Origin of the sequence: Metabacillus sp. cB07, assembly GCF_016839225.1 — a bacterium.
GTDB classification, from domain to species: domain Bacteria; phylum Bacillota; class Bacilli; order Bacillales; family Bacillaceae; genus Bacillus_P; species Bacillus_P indicus.
In genome coordinates this window covers 333,364-359,315 of the sequence record NZ_CP069296.1, presented here as the reverse complement: position 1 = coordinate 359,315, position 25,952 = coordinate 333,364, and the positions used below count along the sequence as shown (strand labels likewise).

Sequence of the window (25,952 nt, the reverse complement as noted above, 5' to 3'; positions counted from 1 at the left end):
ACGGCTGCGCTTTTTCTTTGTCCCTGTTACGAACGTTGATTGAATCTGGTTGGTTGTTTCAGCATTCATCATCGATCACCTGCCACTTTAAATTGAATAAATGTGAGAATACCCACTAGAATTACTACCACATAAGCTACTGCTGATGCGTAGCCGAACTGGAAGAACTCAAATCCATTCTGGTAAATATACAGACCGAGAGTCATCGTTGAATCGGCCGGTCCGCCTTTTGTTAAGTTGAACGGTTCATCAAATAGCTGCAGCGTACCGATCGTGGATAGGGTTGCAGCGAAAAGAATAACCGGCTTAAGCTGCGGGATTGTAATATAGAAAAACTGTCTGATTTTCCCCGCGCCGTCGAGTGAAGCTGCTTCATACATATCATTTGGAATGTTTTGAAGAGCAGCAAGGAAAATGACCATGTTGTATCCTGTCCATCTCCATGTCATCGCAAGGATGATGGAAGCTTTTGCCCAAAAACTGTCTGACAGCCATGGAATCGCTTCCAGACCGAAGAAACCAACGACTGTATTAATGATGCCTTCCTCCTGAAGCATGATGGAGAAAAGGATTGAATATGCAACAAGAGATGTTACCGCCGGAAGGAAAAACGATACTCTGAAAAATCCTTTCAGGCGAAGGAGCCCGCTGTTCAGCACACTGGATAAAATCAGTGCAAGAAGCAGCATGATCGGCACCTGCACGATGAAGATAATGAATGTGTTCATCAGGGCTTTTCTGAAAATCGTGTCATTAAAAAGCGTAATGTAGTTATCAAGGCCGGTAAAAATATATTCCCCTGCTTCAAACGTCTGAAAGCTCAGCAACAGTGAAGCAAAGATCGGATAAACGGTAAAAACGAGAAAGAGTATAACTGCAGGGGCAATAAACATATAAGGAAATAACCGTGTTTGACTCATGCGAGATCCCACCTTAAATTACGAAAGGGCTGAATTTAGATTCGGCCCTTTCTTTTTTCATTTTCAATGTCTTATTTGACTCTGTTCTTCAGTCTGTCTTCTGCCGCTTTGTAGGCATCCTCAATGGATACTTTTCCGCTGACAGCTTCTGACTGTGCTTTAATGGACTCATCCATTGCAACAGAGTAGTTGCCTGTATAGTTAACAGACGGAATGCTGTCCATTTGCTGTGTGAATGTCTGCCAGATCGGCTGATTTGTAAAGAACTCCTGCTTTTCAGTGAAAACCGGCTCATCATAGATTGTGTTCAAAGTCGGGAACAGTCCGCCCTTCATTGCTTCAAGCTGTGTTTCTTCATCTGTTGAAAAGAACTCAAGGAAGTCATAGGCTTCTTGTTTCATATTTGTGTTCTCCATGATGACGTAGTTGCTTCCGCCAAGGTTGGAAGCGCGGTTGCCGCCTTCTTCAAATGCCGGAAGCGGAATCACGCCCCACTTGCCTGATGTATCTTTTCCTTGTCCGGTAATCGAACCTGAAAGCCATGCGCCTGATGGAGCAGTTGCTACCTCACCGCTGACCATTGCACTGATCCACGCATCCCATCCAACCGTATTTTTAACTAATCCTTCATCTTTAAGCTGTTTGATGACCTTTGCAGCATTCATAGACTGTTCAGATGTCAGAACAAGCTCGCCTTTATCGTCAAAGTACAGTGAACCCTGCTGATTCATCATCATGCGGTAAAGACCGTCGTCACCGTTCAGATCAAGACCAAGCATTGCTTTGCCTGTCTTCTCTTTAATGGTTTTACCTGCTTCAATGAACTGATCCCATGTCTCAATGTCCTCCGCTTTCACGCCTGCTTCTTCAAACATATCCGTTCTGTAGAAGACACCTGTCGGGCCGCCGTCAAACGGGAAGCCGACTACTTTGTCATTTACAGTCAGAAGATCGGTTTTGCTTGTCGGGAACTTATCTTTTTGCTCCTCGAAACCGTATTTTTTCAGATCAAGAAATGCTTTCGGATACGCTTCTGCATACCCTTGAATACGGTCGTCCTCTACTAGAACGATGTCAGGAAGACCCTGACCGCCTGCTTGCAGGCCTGTTGTTAATTTTTGATACACATCTTCGCGCCCAAGTTCTACAATCTCAAGCTCGAAGTCCGGGTTTTCTTTTTTATAGCGCTCAGCCGCTGCTTCAAGAACAGGGACGTTGATGTTCCATGCCCATGCTGTTAATTTGTTGTCATCTTTGCTTGTCTTTTCGGAATTGCCTCCAGAACAAGCTGACAGCATGCCGATAATCAGAACCATACAGATCAAACTTATTGCCTTTTTCATGCTTTACCCCCTAATTCATCTTTTTTGACCGCAAAATGAAATCGTTTACAAAACTCATTTTAGATGAATTGACTGAACATTTCAAGTAAAATTTAACTAAAAGTTTTAATTATTTTACCTTTTATTTTACTTAAATAATTCTAAAAACAGAAAAATGACAGAGAAAATAACTTCTCTGCCTTGTTCTAATAGGTTTTAACAAATTCCAGCAAGTAAAAATTGAATTATACTAAAAGATTTTTTACTGAGGTAAAAAAACTAATCGATTTTTACCTCAGTAGATGGTTTTTTGGGAATGACAACTTTTAGCACACCATTCCGGTAATTTGCCTTTAGATTTTTAACTAAGGCAGACGGAGGAATTTGAAGGGATTCCTTTGCATCCTTTTCCCCTTTTACTGTAATGACCAGATGCCCGTCCTCGATTGTCAGCTTGATGTTTTCCCTCTCTGTTCCCGGAAGCTCGGCTTTTACTAGAAACGAATCATCCTTTTCTTCCATTGAAAGCAAAAAACCCTTTGTTGAAAATGATTGCTTGAAGTATTCGTCTATATTTCCAAGCAGCGACCGTTTTGGCCGCGCCTCAAAAAATTCATTGATCATGCGCATTGGATCTTTTCGGTTATTCTCCATTTTCATCCCTCTCATACGGTCAGTTTTATCTATTTATCATATGTAGGAAGAGAGCAAATTGCCTATGATGAAAAGTGTGATTTGTTTAGTGCCGGAATGCACATAATATCTGTGTATGAAACGAAAAGTGACTGCGTTTGATTTTTCTGAATAGTTTTACTTTAATAAAATGAGGAAAGCGCTTACCTATACAAGCTGTGTACGTCTGAAGAGTTTAAACCCGCGCCGTATCTGTTTCAAATCCTTGAAACGCGGGAAATAGTTTGTTAGGTTAAGTAACCGTAGGGCTGAACGGTTAGAAATATTTGGTTCTTTTATTACACAATCACTAAAGTCAAAGGAGAGATTTGGTGGAAACAGGTACTTTAATATCACTTGGAATTTACTTCGTCGGCATGCTGCTCATCGGATTGTATGCCTACAAGAAGTCTACGGACGATGTGTCTGGTTACATGCTCGGAGGACGCGGACTGGGTCCTGCAGTAACGGCACTATCAGCCGGAGCTTCTGATATGAGCGGATGGATGCTGATGGGTCTTCCAGGTGCTATGTATACAACTGGATTATCAAGTATGTGGATAGCAGTGGGACTGACTGTTGGGGCTTATGCCAACTACCTTCTGGTCGCTCCGCGTCTTAGAACCTATACAGAGGTTGCAGACGACTCCATTACCATCCCGGATTATTTTGAAAATCGCTTTAAAGACAAAACGCGCATTCTTCGCTTCGTTTCAGCGATTGTCATCCTTATTTTCTTCACGCTTTACACTTCAGCAGGATTAGTATCCGGAGGACTTCTATTTGAATCATCATTCGGACTGGATTACAGAACAGGCATGCTTATTACAGCAGGTGTCGTTGTAGCCTATACACTATTCGGAGGATTTCTTGCCGTCAGTCTGACAGACTTTGTTCAGGGCGTTATCATGTTCCTTGCCCTCATTCTTGTTCCGATTGTTGCCTTTACAGATCTGGGCGGTGTCGGACCGACATTTGATGTCATCAGAGACATCGACCCTAAATACCTTGATGTGTTCAGAGGCACGACTGTTCTAGGATTACTCGGATTCCTTGCATGGGGACTTGGCTACTTCGGCCAGCCGCATATCATTGTCCGCTTTATGGCTATTTCATCGATTAAAGAATTAAAGCCTGCCCGCAGAATCGGAATGGGCTGGATGATTATCTCAGTATTTGGTGCGATGCTGACGGGTCTTGTCGGTATTGCCTATGTAAATCAGACAGCAACAACGCTTGCTGATCCTGAGACGATTTTTATTAAATTCGCGCAAGTATTGTTCCATCCGTTAATTACAGGATTCCTGCTTGCAGCCATTCTTGCAGCGATTATGAGTACAATCTCATCTCAGCTGCTTGTTACATCAAGTGCACTGACAGAGGACTTTTACCGCACCTTCTTCAGACGAAGTGCCGGTGACAAAGAACTTGTCCTGATTGGACGACTTTCCGTTCTGCTCGTTGCCATCATCGGTGTGCTTCTGTCACTCACACCAAGTGACACAATTCTTTCACTCGTCGGATATGCATGGGCCGGATTCGGTTCTGCATTTGGACCAGCCGTTCTCCTGAGCTTGTACTGGAAACGCATGACCAAGTGGGGCGCACTGGCCGGAATGATCGTCGGTGCCGTAACCGTATTGATCTGGGTAAACGTACCAGTATTGAAAGAAACAGTATACGAAATGATTCCTGGATTCTTCCTGAGCTTAATTGCCGTCTATCTCGTCAGCTTGTTCACAAGCAGACCGTCAAAACGCGTACAAAACGTGTTTACGGAAATGGAAGAAACGCTGGAAGAAGAAACGAAATAATGCTTTGCATGCAGAAACCGCCTGTGATCAGGCGGTTTCTTTTTGTTTTCTTTTAAAGTAGTAGTGGATGATGCAGGCAGTGATAAATCCAATGAGTAAGACGGCATCCTTTAGAAGACCGGGGATTGGGATTATGAATGTCAGCATGCTGAAGAGAAAAAGAATGCCGGTTAAAACTAGAAACGCCATTGTTCGTTTTTCCTTATGCTGCATAGGATCACCTCTTAATTAAACGTTTGTTTAAGTCTATTATAACCGGCTGCTGCTCAGCCTGGAAGAGTTTGGATTGCTAGAAGGCATACATAAAAAAACCATCCCAGTTAACGGGATGGTTTCCTCTTGCTTATTGATAGATATGAACAGTCGGTTTTTCCTGGCCCGGTTTGCGGACGATCAGGGCTTCCTGGCCGCTTGTGGAGCTGATGTTAACTTCGACCGAAACGTAGTCCGGGAAGTAGTCCACGACTTTGCCGGTAGCAAACTGTGTAAATGCAATCACTTCTGATTTCCCGTAAAACTGCATCGGAATATCGATTTTCAGTTCCTGCATCTCTTCGCCTTTGTAGAAGGCTTTGCCGATAACACCTGTGTAGTTCGGGAAGAAGTCGTCAATGTCCTGTTTGAAGCGTTCGAACAAGTTGGCATCTTCGCGGTAGTTTTCCGTTCCTTCTGGCGACGGGAAGAAGACGTATTCTTCATCTACGCTGTCCCACTTGCCGATTGAACTGCTTCCTCCGTCAACGACAGTGCTTGCAATGAAGCTGCCTGGCACGATAGAGGATTTTGGCGCCTGTTTGTAAAGGGCAATGACTACTGGTACTTTTTCAAGCCCTTTTTGGCTTCTGACGCGCTTGATGACCTCTGCGGCCATTTTTTTGCCTTCTGCCTCTAATTGGCTGTCAGGAATCTTATATTCCCGCTGAGGCTCTCCTACGGCTTCACGGTAGTAATGGACTGAGTTCATCGCAAGTCCGATGACAACTCCGCCAAGCTCGACCGTATTTTCGCCTTTTCGGACCAAGTAGTTATGCTCAAGCATATGAGCCAAATAAATCGGGCTTTTTTCGTTCTGCTGGATATAATCGCCTTCTGATGATTTCGGCGGATTAAGTCCTTCGTTTTTGAAACTTTTATCTGATTTCTTCTCTTCAAGATCTTTTCCTTCAAGCTTTCTTCCAAGCCATGAACGGATTGTCTTCTCGTCGAGATATTGCCCTTCCTGATACAGATGGTTATCAGGCGGGAATTCTTCCTGAGCCATTCTCATCAGGCCCGTTTCAAACTCGTCAATATCAAGACGGGTATTGATGTTTTCTGCGACAAGGCCTCTTGCTTTGCCCTCTTTAAAAGGCAAAATCATTTTATAGTAGGAGTCTGAAATGTTGTACTTCGGAATGATCGCTTTTTCTGTTGAATCATCTTCCGTTTCCTGTACAAGCTCCTCCTCTTCACCAAAGCTCGGTGCGCAGGCTGACAAAAACAGGCAGCCTGCAAGCAGTATTACCATACCTTTTTTCAAGTTGGAACACACCTCTTTTAGTTTCTCCTCAAAAAGAAATCTATTTTTTCAGCTCTTCAATCAAGCGTTCTTCATCCCAAATCTCAATGCCCAGCTCCTGAGCTTTTGCAAGCTTGCTTCCTGCATCTTCCCCGGCAATGACCAAATCCGTTTTCTTGCTTACGCTTCCCGCTGCTTTTCCGCCGAGCGCTTCGATTTTTTCCTTTGCTTCATTGCGGGACATTTGCTCAAGCTTCCCTGTTAGCACGACGGTTTTTCCGGCAAAAAATGAGTCGGATTCTTCAGGTCTCACAAGCTTCGGACCGAGATAGGACATATTCACACCGCAGGCTTTCAGCTCTGAGATAAGTTCATTCATCTCTTCCTGCTCAAAATAAGTAACAACAGCGTCCGCCATTTTATCTCCAATTTCATCAACTGCAATAATCTCATCCCGAGAAGCAGATTGCAATCGTTCCATCGTCTCAAAATGCTGCGCAAGCGTCTTTGCCGCCTTCGAACCGATAAAACGGATGCCAAGCCCGAACAGAAGTCTCTCAAGGGAATTCTGCTTGGAGTTTTCAATCGCCTGCAGAAGGTTGTCAGCTGATTTTTCGCCCATCCGTTCAAGCTTCAGAAGCTCATCCCGCTGAAGGCGGTACAGATCGGCTACATCCTCAATCAGGTTTTCCGAAAAAAGCTGGGCAATGACACGTTCTCCTAGACCATCGATGTTCATTGCGTTACGGGAGACGAAGTGAATAAGACCTTCGCGGATTTGAGCCGGACATTTTGGATTGATGCACCTGAGGGCAACCTCCCCTTCAATCCGCACAAGCTCACTTTCGCATTCAGGGCAATGGGTCGGCATCGCGAACTCTTTTTCGTCGCCTGTTCTGTGTTCAGGCAGGACGTTTACTACCTCCGGAATAATATCCCCCGCTTTTTTTACAATGACATAGTCGCCAAGGCGAATGTCTTTTTCGCGGATCAGGTCTTCATTGTGCAGGGATGCACGTTTGACTGTCGTGCCGGCAACACGGACCGGCTCAAGGATCGCAGTCGGCGTCACAACGCCCGTTCGTCCGACATTGAGCTCAATTTCAAGGAGCTTTGTCATGACTTCCTCTGCAGGAAACTTGTACGCAATCGCCCAGCGAGGACTCTTTGCCGTAAATCCCAATGCTTTCTGCTGTTCAATGGAATCGACTTTTACAACGATTCCGTCAATCTCATACGGAAGACTTGTCCGCTTTTCCTGATGGGCTGCAATCAGCTCGATGACTTCATCGATTGATTCGCATCTCCTGCGTTCGGTATTGGTTTTGAATCCAAGTTCCTCGAGTGCATCAAGACCCGCGCTTTGGGTTTTGGCACCTGTCTCTTCCCCGAGGTCTGCAATACTATAGACGAAAATATTGAGATTTCGTTTCGCTGCAATTTTCGGATCGAGCTGGCGGAGGGAACCTGCCGCGGCATTTCGCGGGTTGGCAAACGGCTCTTCCTCAAGCTGTATTTTCACTTCATTTAATTTTTCAAACGAGGACTTCGGCATATAGGCTTCGCCGCGCACCTCGATGGAAAGGTTTTTCTTAAGCTTCAGCGGAATGGACCGGATGGTTTTCAGGTTTTCAGTAATATCTTCGCCGGTTGTACCGTCACCCCGGGTCGCCCCGCGCACGAATGCCCCGTTTTCATAAGTAAGGGAAACAGCCAGGCCGTCAATTTTAAGCTCAACCATATACTGAACATCATCACCGACAGCCTGCCTCACACGGCGGTCAAAATCCCGGAGATCCTGCTCGCCGAATGCATTTCCGAGACTGAGCATAGGTGTTTGATGCTGAACCTTTTTAAAGCCTTCAAGAATTTCGCCGCCAACCCGCTGAGTCGGCGAATCCGGAGTCTTGAGTTCAGGGAATTGTTCTTCAATGTCAATCAGCTCATGCAGCAGCTGATCGTATTCAGAATCCGGAACAGTCGGTTTATCCAGCACGTGATATTCATAGTTGTACTTGTTTAATAAGTCATGCAGGGTTTCTGCACGCTGTTTGGCTGTATTCATATCCATCCCTTGGTCCATTCCTTTCACTACTGTACTTTTTTAATCGGAGCAAATTTAGCAAGCAGCCGTTTGATGCCGACAGGGCTTGGGAATGCAATATCAAGCTCCTTGCCCTCTCCCTCGCCTTTAACGCTGACAACGGTGCCGATGCCCCATTTTTTATGTTCTGCCTTGCTGCCGACGCTCCAGGCAATTTCATCTCCGCCTGTAGAGGCTGCAATCGGTCTTGTAACGGCAGGTCTCCGTTCAGGCCGTGCTTTTGCACCGAATGGCGAAGAGCTCTTTTTCACTTCATTCAGATTTTCAATCAGAGCGGATGGAATTTCAGATATGAATCTTGATTCAGGGTTCATGCTCGTCCGCCCGAAGAGAGTTCTCATTTTCGCATTTGTGATAAACAGCTCTTTTTCTGCACGGGTAATGCCGACATAGGCAAGGCGGCGCTCCTCTTCCATTTCCTCTTCTTCCATAAGAGAGCGGCTGTGTGGGAAGACGCCTTCTTCAACGCCTATCAAAAAGACTACCGGGAACTCAAGGCCCTTTGCAGAATGAAGCGTCATTAACACGACCGCTTCTTTAGAGGCTTCCTCATCATCGTCTAATTTATCAATATCCGCCACTAAAGCAAGATCAGTCAGGAATGCAACAAGACTCTTATCCTCGCTGTTCTTTTCAAAGTTCTGGGTAACAGACAGGAACTCGTCGATATTCTCGAGGCGGCTTTGCGCTTCGATCGTTTTCTCCGTTTTCAGCATGTCGCGGTAGCCTGTTTTCTCAATCACTTCTTCTGCTAGCTCCGTGACAGACAGATAATCCTGCATGTTGGCCATGTTCCGGATCAGTTCGCGGAAATCTACCATCGCACTGACTACACGTGCACTAACACCTGCAAACTCAATCTGTTCAATCGCCCCCGAAGAGGGACAGATCATTATCTGCCGCATACTGGGCAATCCGGTCAACAGAAGTCGCTCCAACACCGCGTTTTGGCACGTTTATGACGCGTGCCAGACTGATGTCATCATCAGGGTTTGCAATCAGTCTCATATAAGCGAGGATATCCTTAATCTCTTTTCTGTCATAGAACTTGATGCCGCCGACAATCGTATAATTGATGTTCGACTTCAGCAGAATTTCCTCGATGACACGGGACTGGGCGTTCGTTCTGTAAAGAATCGCAAAATCTGAAAGCTTTCTGCCCTGTGTGGAGACGAGCTGATTGATTTTGCCCGCCACAAACTGCCCTTCGGCCGATTCGCTGTCCGCACGGTAGTAGCTGATTTTCTGTCCTTCATCATTTTCAGTCCAGAGATTTTTCGCCTTGCGGTTCATATTATTTTTTATGACGCCGTTTGCCGCTTCAAGAATGCGCTGTGTCGAGCGGTAGTTCTGCTCAAGCAGAATCACACTGGCAGACGGATAATCTTTTTCAAAAGAGAGGATATTCGCAATATCAGCTCCGCGCCAGCGGTAAATCGACTGATCCGAGTCTCCGACTACGCACAGATTCTGAAAACGCGATGCAAGCATTTTCACGAGCAGATACTGCGCTCTGTTCGTATCCTGGTACTCATCCACGTGAATGTACTGAAATTTGCGCTGGTAGAATTCAAGCACTTCAGGCACACGCTGAAACAGCTGAATCGTCGTCATGATCAAGTCATCAAAATCAAGAGACTGGTTTTTGAGCAGTTTTTTCTGATAATCCTTATATACGTCGCTTGCAACCTGCTCGTACATGCCGCCCGCTGTTTTTTCGAATTCCTCGGGAGTGATCAGTTCGTTCTTCGCATTGCTGATGCTTCCCAGCATGCTGCGGGGATCAAATTTCTTCGGATCAATATTCCGGTCTTTCAAGATCTGCTTAATAACGGACAGCTGATCTGTCGTATCCAGAATCGAGAAATTTCTGCTGATGCCGATCCGGTCGATGTCACGTCTTAAAATTCTTACACACATCGAGTGGAATGTAGAAATCCAGATATCATCTGCTCCTGGTCCAAGCAGCTTTCCGATACGCTCCTTCATTTCCCTTGCCGCTTTATTTGTAAATGTAATGGCAAGGATATTCCACGGAGCGACGCCCTTTTCAACCATCAGGTACGCGATTCTTCTTGTGAGAACGCTTGTCTTTCCGCTCCCCGCGCCTGCCATGATCAAGAGCGGTCCATCCGTTGCCTTGACCGCTTCCTTTTGCATGTCATTCAAGCCATTTAATAATTGATCTGTTAAAAATTGCACGTTCCGGACACCACCTTATATCAAACGTATGTTCTTATTTTATCTCATCACCTGAGTGTTATGCAATTATGGTTTTACCGCTTTTACCGTTTTCAATGCGGCTTCCAGGTTCTCGTAAATAATGTTGCCGACAACAACGGCATCGGCATGCTCGGCCATTTCGGCTGCCTGTTCAGGCGTCTGAATGCCGCCTCCGTAAAACAGTTTTGTCTCAGAAAGCACTTTGCCTGCCGCCTCCACAACATTCACATCGCCATAAGTTCCGCTGTACTCCAGATAGAAAATCGGCATGTGAAACATGTTTTCAGCCAGTCTTGCGTATGAGACCACGTCATCAGCAGTCAATTCAGTCCTTGCATCTGTGAGCCTGGCTGCTTTGCAGTCCCCGTTCAGAATGCAGTAGCCTTCCACGAGGAGTTCATCCCAGTTCATAAGATCTCCATATTCTTTTACCGCCTCATGATGCAGCCCCATTACCCATTTTGCATCCCTGCTGTTCATCACAGACGGGATGAAATACAAATCAAAACCGGGCATGATCGACTCAATCTCTGATACCTCAAGCACACACGGCACAAGGTATCTTCTGATTCGGGACATTAAGTTTAACACATTATCCATCGTTACATTGTCGCTTCCCCCGACAATGATGGCATCTGTTCCTGACTCACATATTTTCTCGAGTGCAGCGTCGCTTATTTCTTTATCGGGATCGAGTTTGAATACATGCTTCCACTCGCTCACATCATACATAGCCGTTCCTCCTAACAATCAGGTTCCATTCAAACATTATATCAAATTAATGCCCTGCAAAAAACGCACACATGCTATGAAGGTTTTGACAATCTGATTACGTTTTGGCGCAACTGTTCATAATTCTGCTTTTCAATGAAGAAACTAGCTCTATGGAGGGATGGACCTTGAATAATAAATATCCGCTCAGTTCGTCTGAAATCGGGACACTGTGGCTTACATATCAGGAAAAAACAATGATTTTACGCGTATTGGAATACTTCATGGAAAAATCAGATGACCAGCAGGCGAAAAATATTATGGGCGGTCTTTGGCAGGAACTCAATCACTTCGTCACAAAAATGGAAGGCATTTTTGAGCAGGAGGGCGTTGCGATTCCTAAGGGGTTTACTGAGAATGATGTGAATCTGCAGGCTCCAAAGCTTTATGACAACGGATTTGACATCATGTTTCTCCGTATTTTAAAAGAAGTGAGCATGGGGATGTACACACTCAATATGAATATGGCCTACCGCGATGATGTAATGTCTATTTATGAAGGACTCACGTCAACGACGCAAAAAGTGTATAAGCTTTCCACACATTATCTTTTGGAGAAAGGGATTTTAACCCTTCCTCCCTTGGTGGAAAAGCCAAAAACGGCCGAGTTTATTAAAGATGAATCCTATCTTGACGGCTTTCCGTTTTTTAAAGGCAGCCGCGCACTGAACGACATTGAAATCGGAAATCTTCATCACGGCATCGAAACGAACAATATCGGCATGCTGCTGGTGACAGGATTTGCGCAGTGCTCAGCAACTCCTGAGATTAAGGACTACTTTTTAAAAGGAAAAAAGCTTGCGAAAAAACAAATAGAAACCTTTGAAAAACTGCTTTTGGATAGCAATGTGCAGTTCTCAGCAGGAGCAGGCGGCACCGTGACCTCCTCTGCCGCTGCACCGTTTTCGGAAAAACTGATGATGTTCTGCGTATACTTGCTGAACGGCTTTGGCCTCGTCGGCAGCAGCTTCGGGACGATCTTCAGCCTGCGCAGCGACTTATCGCTGAAAACCGCTTTGATTGGAAAAGATATTTTCTTTTATGCAACTGAAGGAATTAAGCTGATGATTGAAAATGGGTGGTTTGAGGAACCGCCTGAGTGAAGCTGGCGATGCATGCGAAAAAGTCCAAAATAAAAAGGCTGAAGAATTCTTCAGCCTTTTTGCTATTAAGATTCTTTCGGCTCCTGCGCGCCGATGCGCTCAAGAGCCATCGTATAGGCGTCGTTGCCGTAGTTCAGGCAGCGTTTCACACGCGAGATCGTCGCTGTGCTTGCGCCTGTCTCTGTTTCAATTTTATGATAAGTAAACCCTTCGCGCAGCATGCGTGCCACTTCGAGGCGCTGTGCAAGTGACTGAATTTCGTTTACTGTACAGAGATCATCGAAAAATCGATAGCATTCATCCAGATTTTTAAGTGAGAGGACAGATTCAAATAATTGGTCAAGTTCTTTTCCCCGTAATTTTTCGATTTGCATGTTGATTCTCCTTTTTAAAAGATTTAGTGGATGGTCACTTGATTGAGATGGGGCACGATGCTGATCCATGTTTTTCCCGGAACAAGCTTTACCTGCTCTCCGTTCAGATACGGCAGGATCCGTCCGTCCGCATTGCGCCATTCGACCTCGCGGCTGACACCATGCTGAAGGAGGATTGCTTTGCCGCCCTCCGTAAGGTTAATGGACCTTCTGCCTTGTTTATCCATAATTTCGTGAGTCATTTCAGCAATAAGGACATTACTGGGTGCTACAGCTTCATCTGACTCGAGATCTTTAGTCTGTTCGGTGCTATATCTGAAATAGGTCTGTGATTGTTTGTCATAAATAAACTGCGATTCAAAAGTGTCAGATTTATCGTAGCGGATGATGGCTTCTGCTCCGGATTTCCCCTGAAGTTTATTTACTTCCACCGCTTTCATGAACGGCAGCGGGTCCGGCCTCTGCGAAAAATCCCCTTTATTCAGCTCTGCACCTTTTTTTATATGTTCGGATGAGATATAAGAATTGTGCGGGGCTTTCCTGAAATCTGCCCTTTGAAAAAGCGTGCCGTCGTAAAACATTCCATTTAAGAAGTCATGGTTTCCATCTTCAAGCAGTTCGCGCGCCTGAGGGCTCCATCCGTGACTTACAAAAAAAGCATTGTAGCCGTCTGAAAGATCAACATAGTATTCTCTTGCACTCCGGACTGGGCCAATCATGTCCGGAAGCTCGCTTTGATAGATGGCTAAAAACCTTGTGATGCTGCCTTCTGCAAGCACTTCATAGACAATGTCCGCTTTGTGGAGTCCCGACTGCGGCCGGGCTGCAGGGTGATTATTGATCATCACCGCAAAAGCACGGTTTCCCAGGTTCTCTGAAGGCAGACCAGTAAGAGGATAGATGCTTATTTCTTCAGCAGGAGCTGATGGTTCCTGCTTTATCACGCTTGGTTTTGGCACGCTGCTCTCTTCTTTGACGCATGCTGTGCACAATGCAAGCAGCATAACTGCCGCCAACAGCCGCTGTAAGTTCTTCTTGATGGTTTTCACGTGAGTTTGACTCCTTTTGCTTCCTTTTATATTTTAACGCATTATCGGCGGAAAGAGTATTATTTTTTTGAGCACATCATAGATCCCCGCTGGCGTTATTCTGATATAAGGCAAATGAGTCGATAAGAGGAAAAACAGAGAGTAAACAGGGTCCCCGAACAGATAGCCTCTTTCCGCCAAAAGACTTCTGAATGTCTCCTCCTGATTTACCACTTCCTGAAACGGCTGCAAAGATGCTCCGCCGCCAATTCCAAGCGGAATCTCGTGCAGAACTTCTCCTTTTTCTGCTAAAACGATACCCCCGCCAAGCTCCTTCATCCTCTGAAAAGCAGTGATCATATCGTGCTTGCTTTTTCCGATTAGAATAATGTCACCTGTTGTTGAGTACGAGCTTGCAAGTCCGCCGAGACTTGAGGCAAAACCTTTCAGCATGGTGTTGATTCTCCATTTTCCTCTTTTATCAATGAGAGCGAGAAAGCATTCATCGTGACTGTCACTGAGCTCATCAAAGGAATGATCAACGGTGATCCTGTATGGTTCGATGATCACGTCATTTTTCATCTTCAGGCCCATAGCCATGGAAAATTGCAGATCATTAAGGGAGAGTGACCAATTCAGCTGCAGAGGTTCAAGTCCTGTCTGTTTCCAGTCAAAAGAAGGAAACTCAGCTGCGACTCCAGCTTTTTTAAGCCACTTTCCTTTAGCGAGCACACTGACAGGAAGCGGCTGGTCAATCGCTGAAAGGATATTCAGATTGGCCATTCTTCCAGGTGCCACCGCCCCCGTCACTTCTTCCATCCGGTAATAGCGGGCCGCATTGAAGCTTGCCATATGGTAGGCATAGACTGCAGGAATACCGCTTTCCATCGCCATTTTTATCAGACTGTCTATCATGCCGTCCTTATAAAAATGCGGCGTTGATCCGTCTGTTGTAAAAAAGAAGTGATCATACGAAGTGATTTCTTTCTCCCGGATGCCTTTTAGCAGCTCTGGCAGATCCGGCCTGATGGATGAATGGCGCAGGGCTACCGTATAGCCTAGAGAAAGCCTTTCGACTACATCCCCGCCTGTCATCGCCTCGTGGTCGCAATCTGCACCGAAAAGCTTCATTTTGGTAAGCGTACCGGCAGAAGCACCCGGAAAATGCCCCTCTATCCGCTTCCCCTTGCCTTTTATCTCCTTCATCCACGACAGCATGAGATCATCATCCTGCAATAGCTTTGGCCAGCCGGTTAATTCACCGCCTTGAATAACATATTCAGAATCCATCCATTTTTTCATAAAATCCAGAGATAAAATACCTGTTTCATCCGGTACTTCCGTTTGCAGGTCAAACCGTGCCCACCAGTAATACTGAACTTGGCTGCGATTGATTTCCCCCAAAAAAGAAAACGCTTTCTTTTTATCGGACTGAAAAAGCAGAAATAAATTATCACAGATCATGCTTGTTGTACCGAACTGCGACACATACTCTCCGAAAGAAAGGGGATTATAAAGTTGAAACGGGTGGGCGTGCGGCTCAATATAGCCGGGTACAATAAACTGCCCTTCGCAATCCGCTGTTTCTTTTGCGGAGGCCGGGAGATTTTCTCCTATATAAACAATCCGGTCATCTTTAATCCAAATATGGGCCTTTACCCATCTCTTTAAATAAGAGTTCAGATAGGTACCATTTTTCAGCAAAAGATCCGGCGGCTCTTGTCCGGATGCTGCGTCAATATGGCCTCTGATCTCCCGGATTTTCCACGGAGCATTTGGCTTTGGCATGACAGCACCTCCCTGAAGGTCTTTTCAATATGGTAACATATTCAATTTATTAACGCACTAAAGAATTTCTCGAAAAAGGAGTCTGATCTTTATGAAACCAAACATCGGCATTGTAAACGGCCTGGTCCGCATCACAATCGGACTTTTCCTGCTCTCATGGGCATCTGCCAAATATTCAAAGAAGCCATGGAAAGAATCTGCCCTGCTTGTCATGCTGCTCGGCGCCATGAAAGTCGGAGAAGGAATCCTGCGTTTCTGCCCGCTTACATTTATGTATCAGGAGTATAAAAAAGAGGATTTGGAGTTTGAGGATAAGACTTATAATCCATCTTAAGAACAAATAACCCCCAAATCATCATTTGGGGGTTTGCTTAACTAGAGCATCCATTAAAAGAGGTGAACGTTATGATCATGGAATACCTGACTGATATGTCGTTTGTGCTTGCCCTTCTAATCGGCAGCATTGTGGCGCTCTTGTTTGTGTATGTTAAGAAAAGACGTGCTTAGTCGCTTTTGCTCCAATGTCCTTTCGGTAGAACAGGGCATCTGACGCAACTTCTGCCACGTATTCATATACTTGTGTCTGTGCTTCAAGCAGATCGCTTCCGTATGCGACGACTGCAAGGACCCTTCCGCCGTCAGTTACATACTGCTGGCCTTCTTTTTTTGTGCCTGCATGGAACAGGGCTCCCTGCTCAAAACCCTGCAAAAGCGAACCGATAGCTTCGCCCTTCATGTACGCATCCGGATAGCCTTTTGATGCAAGAACGACTCCCATCACCGCTTCATCGCGCCATTTCAGTTCTGCTTTTTTTCCGTCGAGAATATCAAGCAGCACTTCAATCAAATCGGATTCAAGACGCGGAAGGACAACCTGTGTTTCAGGGTCGCCGAATCGTGCGTTGAATTCAATCACCTTGGGACCTTCAGCCGTTAAGATCAGACCGGCATACAATATCCCTGTAAATGGTGTGCCATTCGCAATCATTCCGCGGGCAGCCGGCTTCAGCACGGTTTCAACAGCCTCCAAAACAGATGCATCCGGTATTTGGGGAACAGGTGAATATGCCCCCATGCCGCCTGTGTTTGGACCTTCATCATGGTCATATGCACGCTTATGATCCTGGGCGATGACCATTGGATAAACGTCCTCACCGTTAACAAACGCCATTAATGAAAACTCTTCACCTTCAAGGAATTCCTCAATGACGACCGAGCTGCTCGCTTCTCCGAATTTAGCATCCTCAAGAAATTCCCTGAGACAATTGACTGCTTCCTCCACTGTCAGAGCAACGGTCACGCCTTTTCCTGCCGCGAGACCATCTGCTTTAATAACGATTGGAGCTCCTTTTTCAAGAACATACTGCTTTGCTTCCTCAAACGAGGTAAAAGAATCATACGATGCTGTAGGTATGCTGTTTGCAAGCATGAGTTCTTTGGCAAATTTCTTGCTGCCTTCGATAAGCGCAGCCGCTTTTGTCGGGCCGAAAACCTTCAATCCCGCTTCTTGAAAAGCATCGACTACGCCGTTTAAAAGCGGTACTTCCGGACCGACAATGGTGAGGCCGACTTGATTTCCAAGAGCAAATGCAACAAGCTCCTGTGTATTCGATTCATCAATTGCAACAAGCTCGGCAACCGTACTCATCCCGTCGTTTCCAGGTGCAGCGAACACTTTGTCTGCAAGCTTGCTTTGAGATGCCTTCCAGGCGATTGCATGTTCACGGCCTCCGCGGCCAATGATCAGAATGTTCATTGTTCCACCTCGCTAAAGTAAGCGTGCGGGCCATATGCCGCACGCCCAAAGATTAATGTTTAAAATGTCTTACCCCAGTAAAGACCATGGCAATGCCGTATTCATCTGCTTTTTTAATTGAATCCTCATCTTTAATGGATCCGCCCGGCTGAATGATGGCCGTCACACCCGCTTTGGCTGCCGCTTCCACTGTGTCGCTCATAGGGAAGAACGCATCAGATCCCATCGCGCTGCCTTTTGCAAGCCTGCCCGCCTGCTCAATCGCGATGTTTGCTGCGCCGACGCGGTTCATCTGGCCTGCGCCAACACCAATTGTCATCTGATTTTTAGCAAGAACGATCGCGTTCGATTTCACATGCTTAACGACCTTCCAGGCAAGCTTGAGGTCTTCCCACTCCTGCTCAGACGGCTCGCGTCTTGTAGGAATGGTGATTTTGGCGTCATCAAACGACAGCGTGTCCTCATCCTGTACAAGAAGTCCGCCATGAATAGAGGTAACCTGCTGATCCTGCGCTTCTGCACCGAGAACATCCAAAGTCAGAAGGCGCAGGTTTTTCTTGGATGTTAAAATCTCAAGAGCTTCCTCGCTGAAGGATGGTGCTATAACGATTTCAAGGAAAATCTCATGAAGCTTGTGCGCCGTATCCGCATCGACCTCATGATTCAGAGCAATGATGCCTCCGAAAATCGATGTCGGATCTGCTTCGTATGCGCGCGTGAACGCTTCAAAGATAGTTCCTCCTGTACCTACACCGCAAGGGTTCATATGCTTAACAGCAACAGCTGCAGGCTGCGTAAATTCTCTTACGATTTGAAGAGCGGCATCCGCATCTTTAATGTTGTTGTAAGAGAGCTCTTTGCCGTGAAGCTGAACCGCTTCTGCAATCGAGACGGTGCCTGCCAGCGGCTTTTTATAGAACGTCGCTTTTTGATGCGGATTTTCGCCGTAGCGGAGCGACTGTTTTTTCTCGTATGTGTACGTGACCGTTTCAGGATCTTCTTCACCTACTGCGTTTGTTAAAAACTCAGCAATCAGCGCATCATAAGAAGCTGTGTGGCGGAAGACTTTCGCGGCAAGCTTTTGCTTTGCTGCAAGAGAGACTGCCTTCTCCGCTTTGATTTGCTCAAGAACGTCTGCATAATCTGCAGGATCGACAACAACTGTTACGTCCTGATGATTTTTCGCAGCCGAGCGCAGCATCGTCGGTCCGCCGATATCAATGTTTTCAATCGCGTCATCGAACGTTACATCCTTTTTGGAGATGGTTTCTTTAAAAGGATAAAGGTTCACGACAACAAGATCGATTGGAAGAATGCTGTTTTCTTCAAGCTGCTTCATATGATCCGGATTGCTGCGGACGGCAAGCAATCCGCCGTGAATGTTCGGATGAAGCGTTTTGACGCGGCCATCCATGATTTCAGGAAATCCGGTCACTTCGGAAATTCCCGTCACCTTCACGTTGTTCTCCTGAAGCAATTTTTTCGTCCCGCCGGTTGAAATGACTTCAATGCCCTGCTCAACAAGTCCGGCAGCGAACGGAATAATGCCTTCTTTATCTGAAACACTGACAAGTGCCCGTTTGATTGTCATAGTTACACCTCTAGTTTTCGTTTTTGAAAGAGAGACTGCAGAACATGCGGATAATAGGCATGCTCAAGCTGATGGATTTTTTCTGCCAAGGTTTCAGGCGTATCTGTGTCTTCCACCTCAAGTGCCTGCTGAGCAATAATCGGCCCTGTGTCCATGCCCGCATCTACAAAGTGTATCGTAATGCCGGTGACTTTTACGCCTGCGCGAAAAGCCTGGCCGATGGCGTCCTTGCCTGGAAAAGCAGGCAGAAGCGACGGATGCAGATTTATGATGCGTTCAGGGCAGGCAGTAAGAAGCGTCTCACCAATCAGTCTCATATAGCCTGCAAGTACCACATAGTTTACACCATACTGTTCCAGCTGGCGAAGAATCAGCGTCTCAAAAGCTGCTTTGCTGCTGAATTCCTTCGGTGAAAACTCAAACACCGGAATGTTTTCCTTTTGCGCACGTTCAACAACCCTTGCTCCCGGTCTGTCGCAAACCAAAAGGACAACCTCTGCCTCAAGCTTTCCCCTCTTGATTTCATTCAGGATGGCCTGGAAATTCGAGCCGGATCCTGAAGCAAATACGGCGATTTTCATCATGAGAGAGCGCCTCCGCCGAATGTGACCCCGTGGCCTTCTTTTACACGGCCGATGATAAAGGCTTTTTCGCCGTTCTTTTCAAGCTCGCTGATGACTGCATGCATTTGGCTGTAATCCACTGCAAGCACAAAGCCGATGCCCATATTGAAGATGTTGAACATTTCTTCTTGGCTTAGTGACCCTTTTTCCTGAAGAAGATCAAATACAGCAGGTATCGGCCATGAACCAAAGTCGATTTCAGCGCTGAGGCCCTCAGGAAGCATTCTTGGGATATTTTCAATAAAACCGCCGCCTGTAATGTGGGCCATGCCGTCTACTTTGTATTTTTTCACCACGTTAAGGACCGGCTTTACATAGATTTTCGTTGGAGTGAGAAGCTCTTCGCCAAGCGGTTTTTCAAACGGCTGAACGTTCTCATCAAGAGATAAACCGCCGTCTTCAAGCAAAATCTTGCGCACAAGAGAGAAGCCGTTGCTGTGCAGGCCGCTTGAAGCAAGGCCGATCAGCACATGGCCGGCACGGATATTCTCACCGGTTACAATGTCTTCCTTTTCCGCTGCGCCAACTGAAAAGCCTGCGATGTCATACTCTTCACCGTCATAAAGTCCCGGCATCTCAGCCGTTTCACCGCCGACAAGCGCGCAGCCTGCCTGCTCGCATCCGTCTGCTACTCCTTTGACGATCTGTTCAATTTTTGCAGGCTCCGCTTTTCCAAGAGCAAGATAGTCCAGGAAAAATAGGGGCTCTGCGCCCTGTGCAAGAATATCGTTCACACACATGGCAACCGCATCCACCCCGATGGTATCATGCCGGTTCATCTGAAAAGCAAGCTTGAGCTTTGTGCCGACCCCGTCCGTTCCTGAAACAAGGACAGGCTGTTTAAGTTTCAGCTCAGAAAGGTCGAACATGCCGCCGAAGCCGCCGAGGCTTCCCATGACGCCTTTTCTCATTGTTTTTGCAACATGCTTTTTCATTCGCGAAACAGCTTCATACCCTGCTTCGATATCTACGCCTGCCTGCTTATATGCGTTTGACATCCTTTATTCCTCCCGCTCTTATTTCGTCAGCACTTCTTCCTTTTCATGAGGCAACTCTGTATCCGGATAGATCTCGGTCGGATATTTCCCTGTAAAACAAGGCGCTCGCCTTCATACGGACGTCCAATACCCTCAAGCAGCCCTTCGACACTGAGGAATGTCAGGGTGTCTGCTCCGATGATTTCTTTGATTTCTTCCACTGTATGGGTCGCTGCAATCAGCTCTTCTGTAGAGGATGTATCAATTCCGTAGAAGCACGGGTTGCTGATTGGCGGAGACGTAATGCAGACGTGCACTTCCGTTGCTCCCGCTTCTCTAAGCATGTTCACGATTCTGCGGCTCGTCGTTCCGCGGACGATGGAGTCATCGACCATGACAACGCGTTTGCCTTCGACTACACCGCGTACAGCAGACAGCTTCATTTTCACGCCCTGCTCCCTTAGTGACTGGGAAGGCTGAATGAACGTTCTGCCAACGTAGCGGTTTTTGATCAGGCCAAGCTCATACGGTATGCCTGATGCCTCCGCATAGCCAATGGCAGCTGAAATGCTTGAATCCGGAACGCCTGTCACTACATCAGCTTCAAACGGCGCTTCAATGGCCATGCGCTTGCCGAGGTTTTTTCGGGCAGTGTGCACGTTGATGCCGTCGATGTTGCTGTCAGGTCTTGAAAAATAAATGTATTCCATGCTGCAGATGGCGCGGTTGACGTTTACCGAAAAGCGTTCTGACTGAAGGCCGTCATCATTGATGATCAGCAGTTCCCCCGGCTGAACCTCGCGGAGGTATTCAGCACCGATAATATCAAAAGCACATGTTTCAGAAGCCACAACATAAGCGTCTCCGAGCATGCCGATTGAAAGCGGACGCAGTCCGTTCGGATCAAGGGCAACCATCATTTCTGTTTCTGTCATGATCAGGAATGCGTAGGCACCTTTGATCATGGTCAGGGCATTTTTAATTTTATCCTTCAGCGAGCTGTAGCCGCTTCGTTTGATAAGGTGGGCAAGCACTTCTGTGTCGGAAGTGGACTGGAAAATACTCCCCTGGTGCTCAAGCTGATGCTTCAGTCCGTTCGCATTTACAAGGTTTCCATTATGGGCAAGGGCAAGACCGCCGCTTTCTGAACGGAACAAAAGAGGCTGAACATTTTCAAAACCGCCTCCGCCTGCCGTTGCATAGCGGACGTGGCCGATTGCGCCTTTTCCCTTAATGTCATTCAGGCGACCGCCGCTGAATACTTCCGTAATCAGACCCTGGCCTTTGACGCATGTCAGCTTGCTGCCGTCTGTTGAAACAATTCCGGCACCCTCCTGGCCGCGGTGCTGAAGACTGTGCAGGCCGTAATACGTAATTTGGGGAGCTTCGGAGTGTCCCCAAATACCAAACACTCCGCACTCTTCGTTTAGTCCTCTGATCTCAGCAAGCATGGAATCGCTCCTCTCCAGGCCCCTTCAAGCTCAGCTGCCTCAGCCTGAACAAGAAGGTCGCCTGCTCCGTTTTTCACCGTGAAGATGCCATCTCCTGTGACACGCCCGATCAGTGCGGCACCTGTCAATTCTTCAAAAGCCGTCTTGTGTTCAGGTTTTACTGCCAGGATGAAACGGGATTGTGTTTCGCTGAACAGGGCAACTGCTGCTTCGCCGTCAACGGTTAGATGTGCGCCAAGTCCGTTCGTGCCGAATGTGCTTTCGGCTGCTGCTACGGCCAAACCGCCTTCTGCGACATCGTGTGCAGATGCAACAAGTCCTGCGCGGATGGCTGCTGCTACTTTTGCCTGGCGGTCTGCTTCCACTGCAAGATCAAGCTCAGGAGCTTTGCCGAAAATTCTGCCGTATGTCAGCTTTTGAAGCTCGCTTCCTCCGAACTCATTCTTCGTCTCGCCAAGCACATAAATGAGGTCTCCCGCTTCTTTAAATGACTGAGTCGTGATGTACTTCGTATCTTCTATCAGTCCGACCATGCCGATGACCGGTGTCGGGTAAACAGCCGTGCCGTTCGTTTCATTGTACAGAGAAACATTTCCGCCGATAACCGGTGAATTCAGCACGCGGCACGCTTCACTCATGCCGTCAGCTGCTTTTTCGATTTGCCAGAAAATCTCCGGCTTTTCAGGATTGCCGAAGTTCAGGCAGTCTGTCACAGCAAGCGGTTTTCCTCCTGAGCAGACAATGTTGCGCGCTGCTTCTGCAACAGCAATCATGCCGCCTGTTTCAGGATCTAGGTAAAGATATCTTGAGTTGCAGTCTGTCGTCATGGCAAGTGCTTTGTTCGTATCGCGGATGCGGAGAACAGCAGCATCTGATCCCGGTGCCACAACTGTATTTGTGCGGACCATATAGTCGTATTGATCGTACACCCATTCTTTGCTTGCAATCGTCGGCTGCTTTAAAAGACTGATCAGCGTTTCTTTTAAGTCGCCCGTTTCAGGTGCGGTTTGTTCCATAGCCTGAAATTCTTTATAGTAGGCAGGCTCAGCTGAAGGCTTGTGGTAAACCGGCGCTTCTTCTGCAAGCGCATCAACTGGAATTTCCGCCACAACTTCTCCTTTATGAAGAAGACGGAGCATTTTATCGTCTGTTACAGTGCCAATTGCTTTTGCTTCAAGCTCATATTTGTCAAAAATGTCGGTGATCTCCTGCTCGCGTCCGCGTTCTACAACGAGAACCATCCGCTCCTGTGATTCGGAGAGCATCATTTCATAAGGTGTCATGCCCGCTTCGCGCTGAGGCACTAAATCTAAGTTGAGCTCAATGCCGGATCCCGCTTTACTCGCCATTTCAGCTGTCGAGCTCGTCAGTCCCGCTGCTCCCATATCCTGAATGCCGACAAGGGCATCACATTTAATAACCTCTAGACAAGCTTCAAGCAAAAGCTTTTCCATGAAAGGATCTCCGACTTGTACGGCCGGACGGTTTTCATCAGATGAATCCGTCAGTTCCTCTGAGGCAAAAGTAGCGCCGTGAATGCCGTCGCGTCCTGTTTTCGCTCCAACATACATAACGGTGTTTCCGATTCCTTTTGCCACGCCTTTTTTAATATCCTCATGGTTGATTAGACCAACACACATGGCGTTTACAAGCGGATTGCCGTCATAAGAAGGGTCGAACTGGATTTCGCCGCCTACTGTCGGGATGCCGATGCAGTTTCCGTAGCCTGCGATTCCTGCTACTACTTCTTCAAACAAGTAACGCACACGCGGTGACGTCAATTCCCCAAAGCGCAAAGAGTTTAATAGAGCAATAGGACGTGCTCCCATTGAAAAGACGTCACGGATGATGCCGCCTACGCCTGTCGCCGCACCCTGATAAGGTTCAATCGCAGAAGGATGATTGTGGCTCTCGATCTTAAACACAACAGCCTGACCGTCTCCAATATCAACAATTCCTGCGCCTTCTCCCGGACCCTGAAGAACATGCTCGCCTGAAGTTGGGAACTTCTTCAGCACCGGCTTTGAGTTTTTATAGCTGCAGTGCTCTGACCACATAACAGAGAAAATACCAAGCTCTGTATAGTTCGGCAAACGGCCCATGATGCCTTCAATCATGCTGAACTCATCATCACTGACGCCAAATTGGCGGTAGATTTTCTCTTCTTTGATCATTTGCTGAGTTGGTTCAAGCAGTAGTGACATGAGATTCCCTCCAGTTTTTCACGATCGATTTAAACAGCTTCAGTCCGTCTGCGCTGCCGAGCAGTTCATCCACTGCGCGCTCAGGATGCGGCATCATGCCAAGAACATTGCCCTTTTCATTCACAATCCCGGCGATATCTACTAAACTTCCATTCGGATTATTTTCATAGGTGAAGACGATTTGATTGTTTTCTTTTAATCTCGCTAAAGTGAGTTCATCACAGTAATAGTTTCCTTCTCCGTGTGCAATCGGCACTGAAATGACCTGATCTTGCTCATAAGCAGAAGTAAACATTGTCTTGTCATTTTGAACGACAAGATTTGTCGGGCGGCAAATGAACTTCAGGTTCTCATTGCGTTTCATCGCACCCGGCAGAAGACCCGCTTCAAGCAGGATCTGAAAACCATTGCAGACCCCGAGCACCGGCTTGCCGGCTTCGGCTGCTATCACAACTTCCTTCATGACGTTTGCAAAACGGGCAATCGCACCGGAACGAAGGTAATCCCCGTAAGAAAATCCCCCAGGAAGCAGAATGCCGTCAAAACGGCTTAAATCGGTTTCATCATGCCATACGTATTCAGCTTCTTCTCCAAGTTCATCCTTGATGGCGTGAAACATATCGATGTCACAGTTTGACCCCGGAAAAACGATAACGGCGAATTTCACTGTGCCACAACCTCCTCCACCTCATAGCGGTAGTCTTCAATCACAGTGTTGGCCAGAAGCTTTTCACACATTTCGCGGACCGTCGCATCCAGGTCACGCTCCGTTTTTTCAATCGCAAGCTCCATGTACTTTCCGATCCGGACATCGCTGACCTCTTTGTAGTTCATGCTGTGCAATGCGTGCTGCACCGCGCTTCCCTGCGGATCTAAAACGCTCTCTCTGAGTGTAACGAATACCTTTACTTTGTACATGCTGCTTCTCCTCCTAAACGGTTTAAAATCACTGAATATGCATCTGTTAAACTGCCAATATCCCGGCGGAATACATCTTTGTCAAACTTCTCATTCGTTTCTTCATCCCACAGACGGCAAGTATCCGGTGAAATCTCATCTGCGAGAAGAAGTTTTCCTTCACTCGTCAATCCAAATTCCAGTTTGAAATCTACTAAACGGATTCCGCACTGCTTAAAGTGGGAAATGAGGACATCATTAACTTTTAACGCAGCTGTTTTCAGCTCCTGTACCTGCTCTTTCGTCGCCGCTTCAAGCACGTCGATATGATCTTCAGTTATGAGGGGATCCCCAAGAGCATCATCTTTGTAGTAAAATTCAACAATCGGCTTTTGAAGCGGTGTTCCTTCCTCAATCCCCAGCCGCTTAGAGAGGCTTCCTGCCATAATGTTGCGCACAACAACCTCAAGGGGAACAATGGTTACCTCTTTGACAAGCTGCTCTGTTTCTGAAAGCTTTTTAATAAAATGACTCTCAATCCCCTTCTCAGCAAGCTTCTCAAAAAGCAGCGATGAAATCTCATTGTTCAGGCGGCCTTTCCCTTCAATCTCTGCCTTCTTCCCGCCATTAAACGCGGTTGCGGAATTCTTATATGAAACAAGCAAAACGGATTCTTCATTCGTGCGGTAAATTCTCTTTGCCTTTCCTTCATAAAGCAGGTTCAATTTTTCGGTTGTCATGCCTTATCCTCCTCTTAACGACTGAATATTGGGAATTATCGAAGTGCGGAAGTACCAGGTTTGCCAAACAGCGCGTCCTCCGCTTTTTTAAAAAAG

22 protein-coding genes and 2 pseudogenes are annotated in these 25,952 nt (G+C 46.8%); 4 read left to right on the top strand and 20 right to left on the bottom strand.

The features are described from left to right. Nucleotides 1-68: 68 nt before the first annotated feature. The 3 genes from JOJ89_RS01950 to JOJ89_RS01940 form a co-directional block, all read right to left on the bottom strand. Nucleotides 69-920, bottom strand: a complete 852-nt coding sequence (locus tag JOJ89_RS01950) for a carbohydrate ABC transporter permease (RefSeq protein ID WP_029285514.1) — start codon at nucleotides 918-920, stop codon at nucleotides 69-71. A gap of 71 nt (nucleotides 921-991) precedes the next feature. Beyond that, the gene (locus JOJ89_RS01945; RefSeq protein WP_029285512.1) at nucleotides 992-2,263 is read right to left on the bottom strand and encodes an ABC transporter substrate-binding protein; all 1,272 of its coding nucleotides are present in this window, start codon (nucleotides 2,261-2,263) and stop codon (nucleotides 992-994) included. Nucleotides 2,264-2,521: 258 nt separating this feature from the next. Further along, on the bottom strand, nucleotides 2,522-2,896 hold the full coding sequence (locus JOJ89_RS01940; protein WP_203289425.1) for an Hsp20/alpha crystallin family protein: 375 nt from the start codon (nucleotides 2,894-2,896) through the stop codon (nucleotides 2,522-2,524). Nucleotides 2,897-3,246: 350 nt separating this feature from the next. Between JOJ89_RS01940 and putP the strand changes: the two genes are divergently transcribed. Beyond that, nucleotides 3,247-4,728, top strand: coding sequence for a sodium/proline symporter PutP (gene putP / locus JOJ89_RS01935; RefSeq protein WP_203289424.1), 1,482 nt, complete (start codon nucleotides 3,247-3,249; stop codon nucleotides 4,726-4,728). Between the two features lie 27 nt (nucleotides 4,729-4,755). On the opposite strand, the gene JOJ89_RS01930 is transcribed toward putP, so the two are convergent. The 5 genes and pseudogenes from JOJ89_RS01930 to pcrB form a co-directional block, all read right to left on the bottom strand. Then, complete coding sequence (locus JOJ89_RS01930) at nucleotides 4,756-4,941, bottom strand: hypothetical protein (protein ID WP_029285506.1); 186 nt, start codon at nucleotides 4,939-4,941, stop codon at nucleotides 4,756-4,758. 130 nt (nucleotides 4,942-5,071) lie between these two features. Beyond that, nucleotides 5,072-6,235, bottom strand: coding sequence for a CamS family sex pheromone protein (locus JOJ89_RS01925; protein WP_234703394.1), 1,164 nt, complete (start codon nucleotides 6,233-6,235; stop codon nucleotides 5,072-5,074). Nucleotides 6,236-6,287: 52 nt separating this feature from the next. Continuing rightward, nucleotides 6,288-8,297 carry an NAD-dependent DNA ligase LigA gene (gene ligA / locus JOJ89_RS01920; RefSeq protein ID WP_029566462.1) on the bottom strand — a complete coding sequence of 670 codons (2,010 nt, stop codon included), beginning with the start codon at nucleotides 8,295-8,297 and terminating at the stop codon, nucleotides 6,288-6,290. A 20-nt stretch (nucleotides 8,298-8,317) separates the two neighbouring features. Beyond that, nucleotides 8,318-10,490: pseudogene (pcrA, locus tag JOJ89_RS01915) on the bottom strand (DNA helicase PcrA). Between the two features lie 108 nt (nucleotides 10,491-10,598). Then, nucleotides 10,599-11,285, bottom strand: a complete 687-nt coding sequence (pcrB, locus tag JOJ89_RS01910; RefSeq protein ID WP_029285498.1) for a heptaprenylglyceryl phosphate synthase — start codon at nucleotides 11,283-11,285, stop codon at nucleotides 10,599-10,601. 167 nt (nucleotides 11,286-11,452) lie between these two features. On the opposite strand from pcrB, the gene JOJ89_RS01905 reads away from it, so the two are divergent. Further along, on the top strand, nucleotides 11,453-12,427 hold the full coding sequence (locus tag JOJ89_RS01905; RefSeq protein WP_242524648.1) for a DUF3231 family protein: 975 nt from the start codon (nucleotides 11,453-11,455) through the stop codon (nucleotides 12,425-12,427). Between the two features lie 65 nt (nucleotides 12,428-12,492). Here the strand turns inward: JOJ89_RS01905 and JOJ89_RS01900 are convergent, their stop codons facing one another. Genes JOJ89_RS01900 through JOJ89_RS01890 form a run of 3 tightly spaced genes read right to left on the bottom strand, consistent with a single transcriptional unit; the run spans nucleotide 12,493 to nucleotide 15,617 of the window. Continuing rightward, nucleotides 12,493-12,801 (bottom strand): YerC/YecD family TrpR-related protein, encoded by a 309-nt coding sequence (locus JOJ89_RS01900; RefSeq protein ID WP_029285494.1) that lies wholly within the window; start codon nucleotides 12,799-12,801, stop codon nucleotides 12,493-12,495. A gap of 23 nt (nucleotides 12,802-12,824) precedes the next feature. Continuing rightward, nucleotides 12,825-13,850, bottom strand: a complete 1,026-nt coding sequence (locus JOJ89_RS01895) for a DUF3048 domain-containing protein (protein ID WP_242524647.1) — start codon at nucleotides 13,848-13,850, stop codon at nucleotides 12,825-12,827. A 33-nt stretch (nucleotides 13,851-13,883) separates the two neighbouring features. Next, on the bottom strand, nucleotides 13,884-15,617 hold the full coding sequence (locus tag JOJ89_RS01890) for an adenine deaminase C-terminal domain-containing protein (RefSeq protein WP_203289422.1): 1,734 nt from the start codon (nucleotides 15,615-15,617) through the stop codon (nucleotides 13,884-13,886). 91 nt (nucleotides 15,618-15,708) lie between these two features. On the opposite strand from JOJ89_RS01890, the gene JOJ89_RS01885 reads away from it, so the two are divergent. Continuing rightward, nucleotides 15,709-15,951 carry a YgaP family membrane protein gene (locus tag JOJ89_RS01885; RefSeq protein WP_029285488.1) on the top strand — a complete coding sequence of 81 codons (243 nt, stop codon included), beginning with the start codon at nucleotides 15,709-15,711 and terminating at the stop codon, nucleotides 15,949-15,951. Nucleotides 15,952-16,022: 71 nt separating this feature from the next. After that, nucleotides 16,023-16,124, top strand: coding sequence for an EYxxD motif small membrane protein (locus tag JOJ89_RS21335; protein WP_342825766.1), 102 nt, complete (start codon nucleotides 16,023-16,025; stop codon nucleotides 16,122-16,124). Here the strand turns inward: JOJ89_RS21335 and purD are convergent. The 9 genes and pseudogenes from purD to purC all read right to left on the bottom strand — a co-directional run bounded on the left by purD (nucleotide 16,105) and on the right by purC (nucleotide 25,856). Beyond that, nucleotides 16,105-17,373 carry a phosphoribosylamine--glycine ligase gene (purD, locus tag JOJ89_RS01880; RefSeq protein ID WP_203289421.1) on the bottom strand — a complete coding sequence of 423 codons (1,269 nt, stop codon included), beginning with the start codon at nucleotides 17,371-17,373 and terminating at the stop codon, nucleotides 16,105-16,107. The two genes, JOJ89_RS21335 and purD, sit on opposite strands and share 20 nt — an antisense overlap. Nucleotides 17,374-17,425: 52 nt before the next feature. Then, nucleotides 17,426-18,964, bottom strand: a complete 1,539-nt coding sequence (purH, locus tag JOJ89_RS01875) for a bifunctional phosphoribosylaminoimidazolecarboxamide formyltransferase/IMP cyclohydrolase (protein ID WP_029285484.1) — start codon at nucleotides 18,962-18,964, stop codon at nucleotides 17,426-17,428. 2 nt (nucleotides 18,965-18,966) lie between these two features. Next, nucleotides 18,967-19,548 carry a phosphoribosylglycinamide formyltransferase gene (gene purN / locus JOJ89_RS01870; RefSeq protein ID WP_029285482.1) on the bottom strand — a complete coding sequence of 194 codons (582 nt, stop codon included), beginning with the start codon at nucleotides 19,546-19,548 and terminating at the stop codon, nucleotides 18,967-18,969. After that, nucleotides 19,545-20,585 carry a phosphoribosylformylglycinamidine cyclo-ligase gene (gene purM, locus JOJ89_RS01865; RefSeq protein ID WP_029566471.1) on the bottom strand — a complete coding sequence of 347 codons (1,041 nt, stop codon included), beginning with the start codon at nucleotides 20,583-20,585 and terminating at the stop codon, nucleotides 19,545-19,547. The genes purN and purM overlap by 4 nt, the downstream gene beginning before the upstream one ends. Nucleotides 20,586-20,603: 18 nt before the next feature. Further along, nucleotides 20,604-22,015 (bottom strand): annotated as a pseudogene (gene purF / locus JOJ89_RS01860) (amidophosphoribosyltransferase). Then, on the bottom strand, nucleotides 21,991-24,219 hold the full coding sequence (gene purL, locus JOJ89_RS01855; protein ID WP_203289420.1) for a phosphoribosylformylglycinamidine synthase subunit PurL: 2,229 nt from the start codon (nucleotides 24,217-24,219) through the stop codon (nucleotides 21,991-21,993). The pseudogene purF and the gene purL overlap by 25 nt, the downstream one beginning before the upstream one ends. After that, nucleotides 24,203-24,886, bottom strand: coding sequence for a phosphoribosylformylglycinamidine synthase subunit PurQ (gene purQ, locus JOJ89_RS01850; protein ID WP_203289419.1), 684 nt, complete (start codon nucleotides 24,884-24,886; stop codon nucleotides 24,203-24,205). The genes purL and purQ overlap by 17 nt, the downstream gene beginning before the upstream one ends. Next, complete coding sequence (purS, locus tag JOJ89_RS01845) at nucleotides 24,883-25,137, bottom strand: phosphoribosylformylglycinamidine synthase subunit PurS (protein WP_029285470.1); 255 nt, start codon at nucleotides 25,135-25,137, stop codon at nucleotides 24,883-24,885. Before purS ends, purQ begins: the two co-directional genes overlap by 4 nt. Next, a complete protein-coding gene (gene purC / locus JOJ89_RS01840) occupies nucleotides 25,125-25,856 on the bottom strand; it encodes a phosphoribosylaminoimidazolesuccinocarboxamide synthase (protein WP_029285468.1) in 732 nt (243 codons plus the stop codon). Before purC ends, purS begins: the two co-directional genes overlap by 13 nt. Nucleotides 25,857-25,952: the final 96 nt, after the last annotated feature.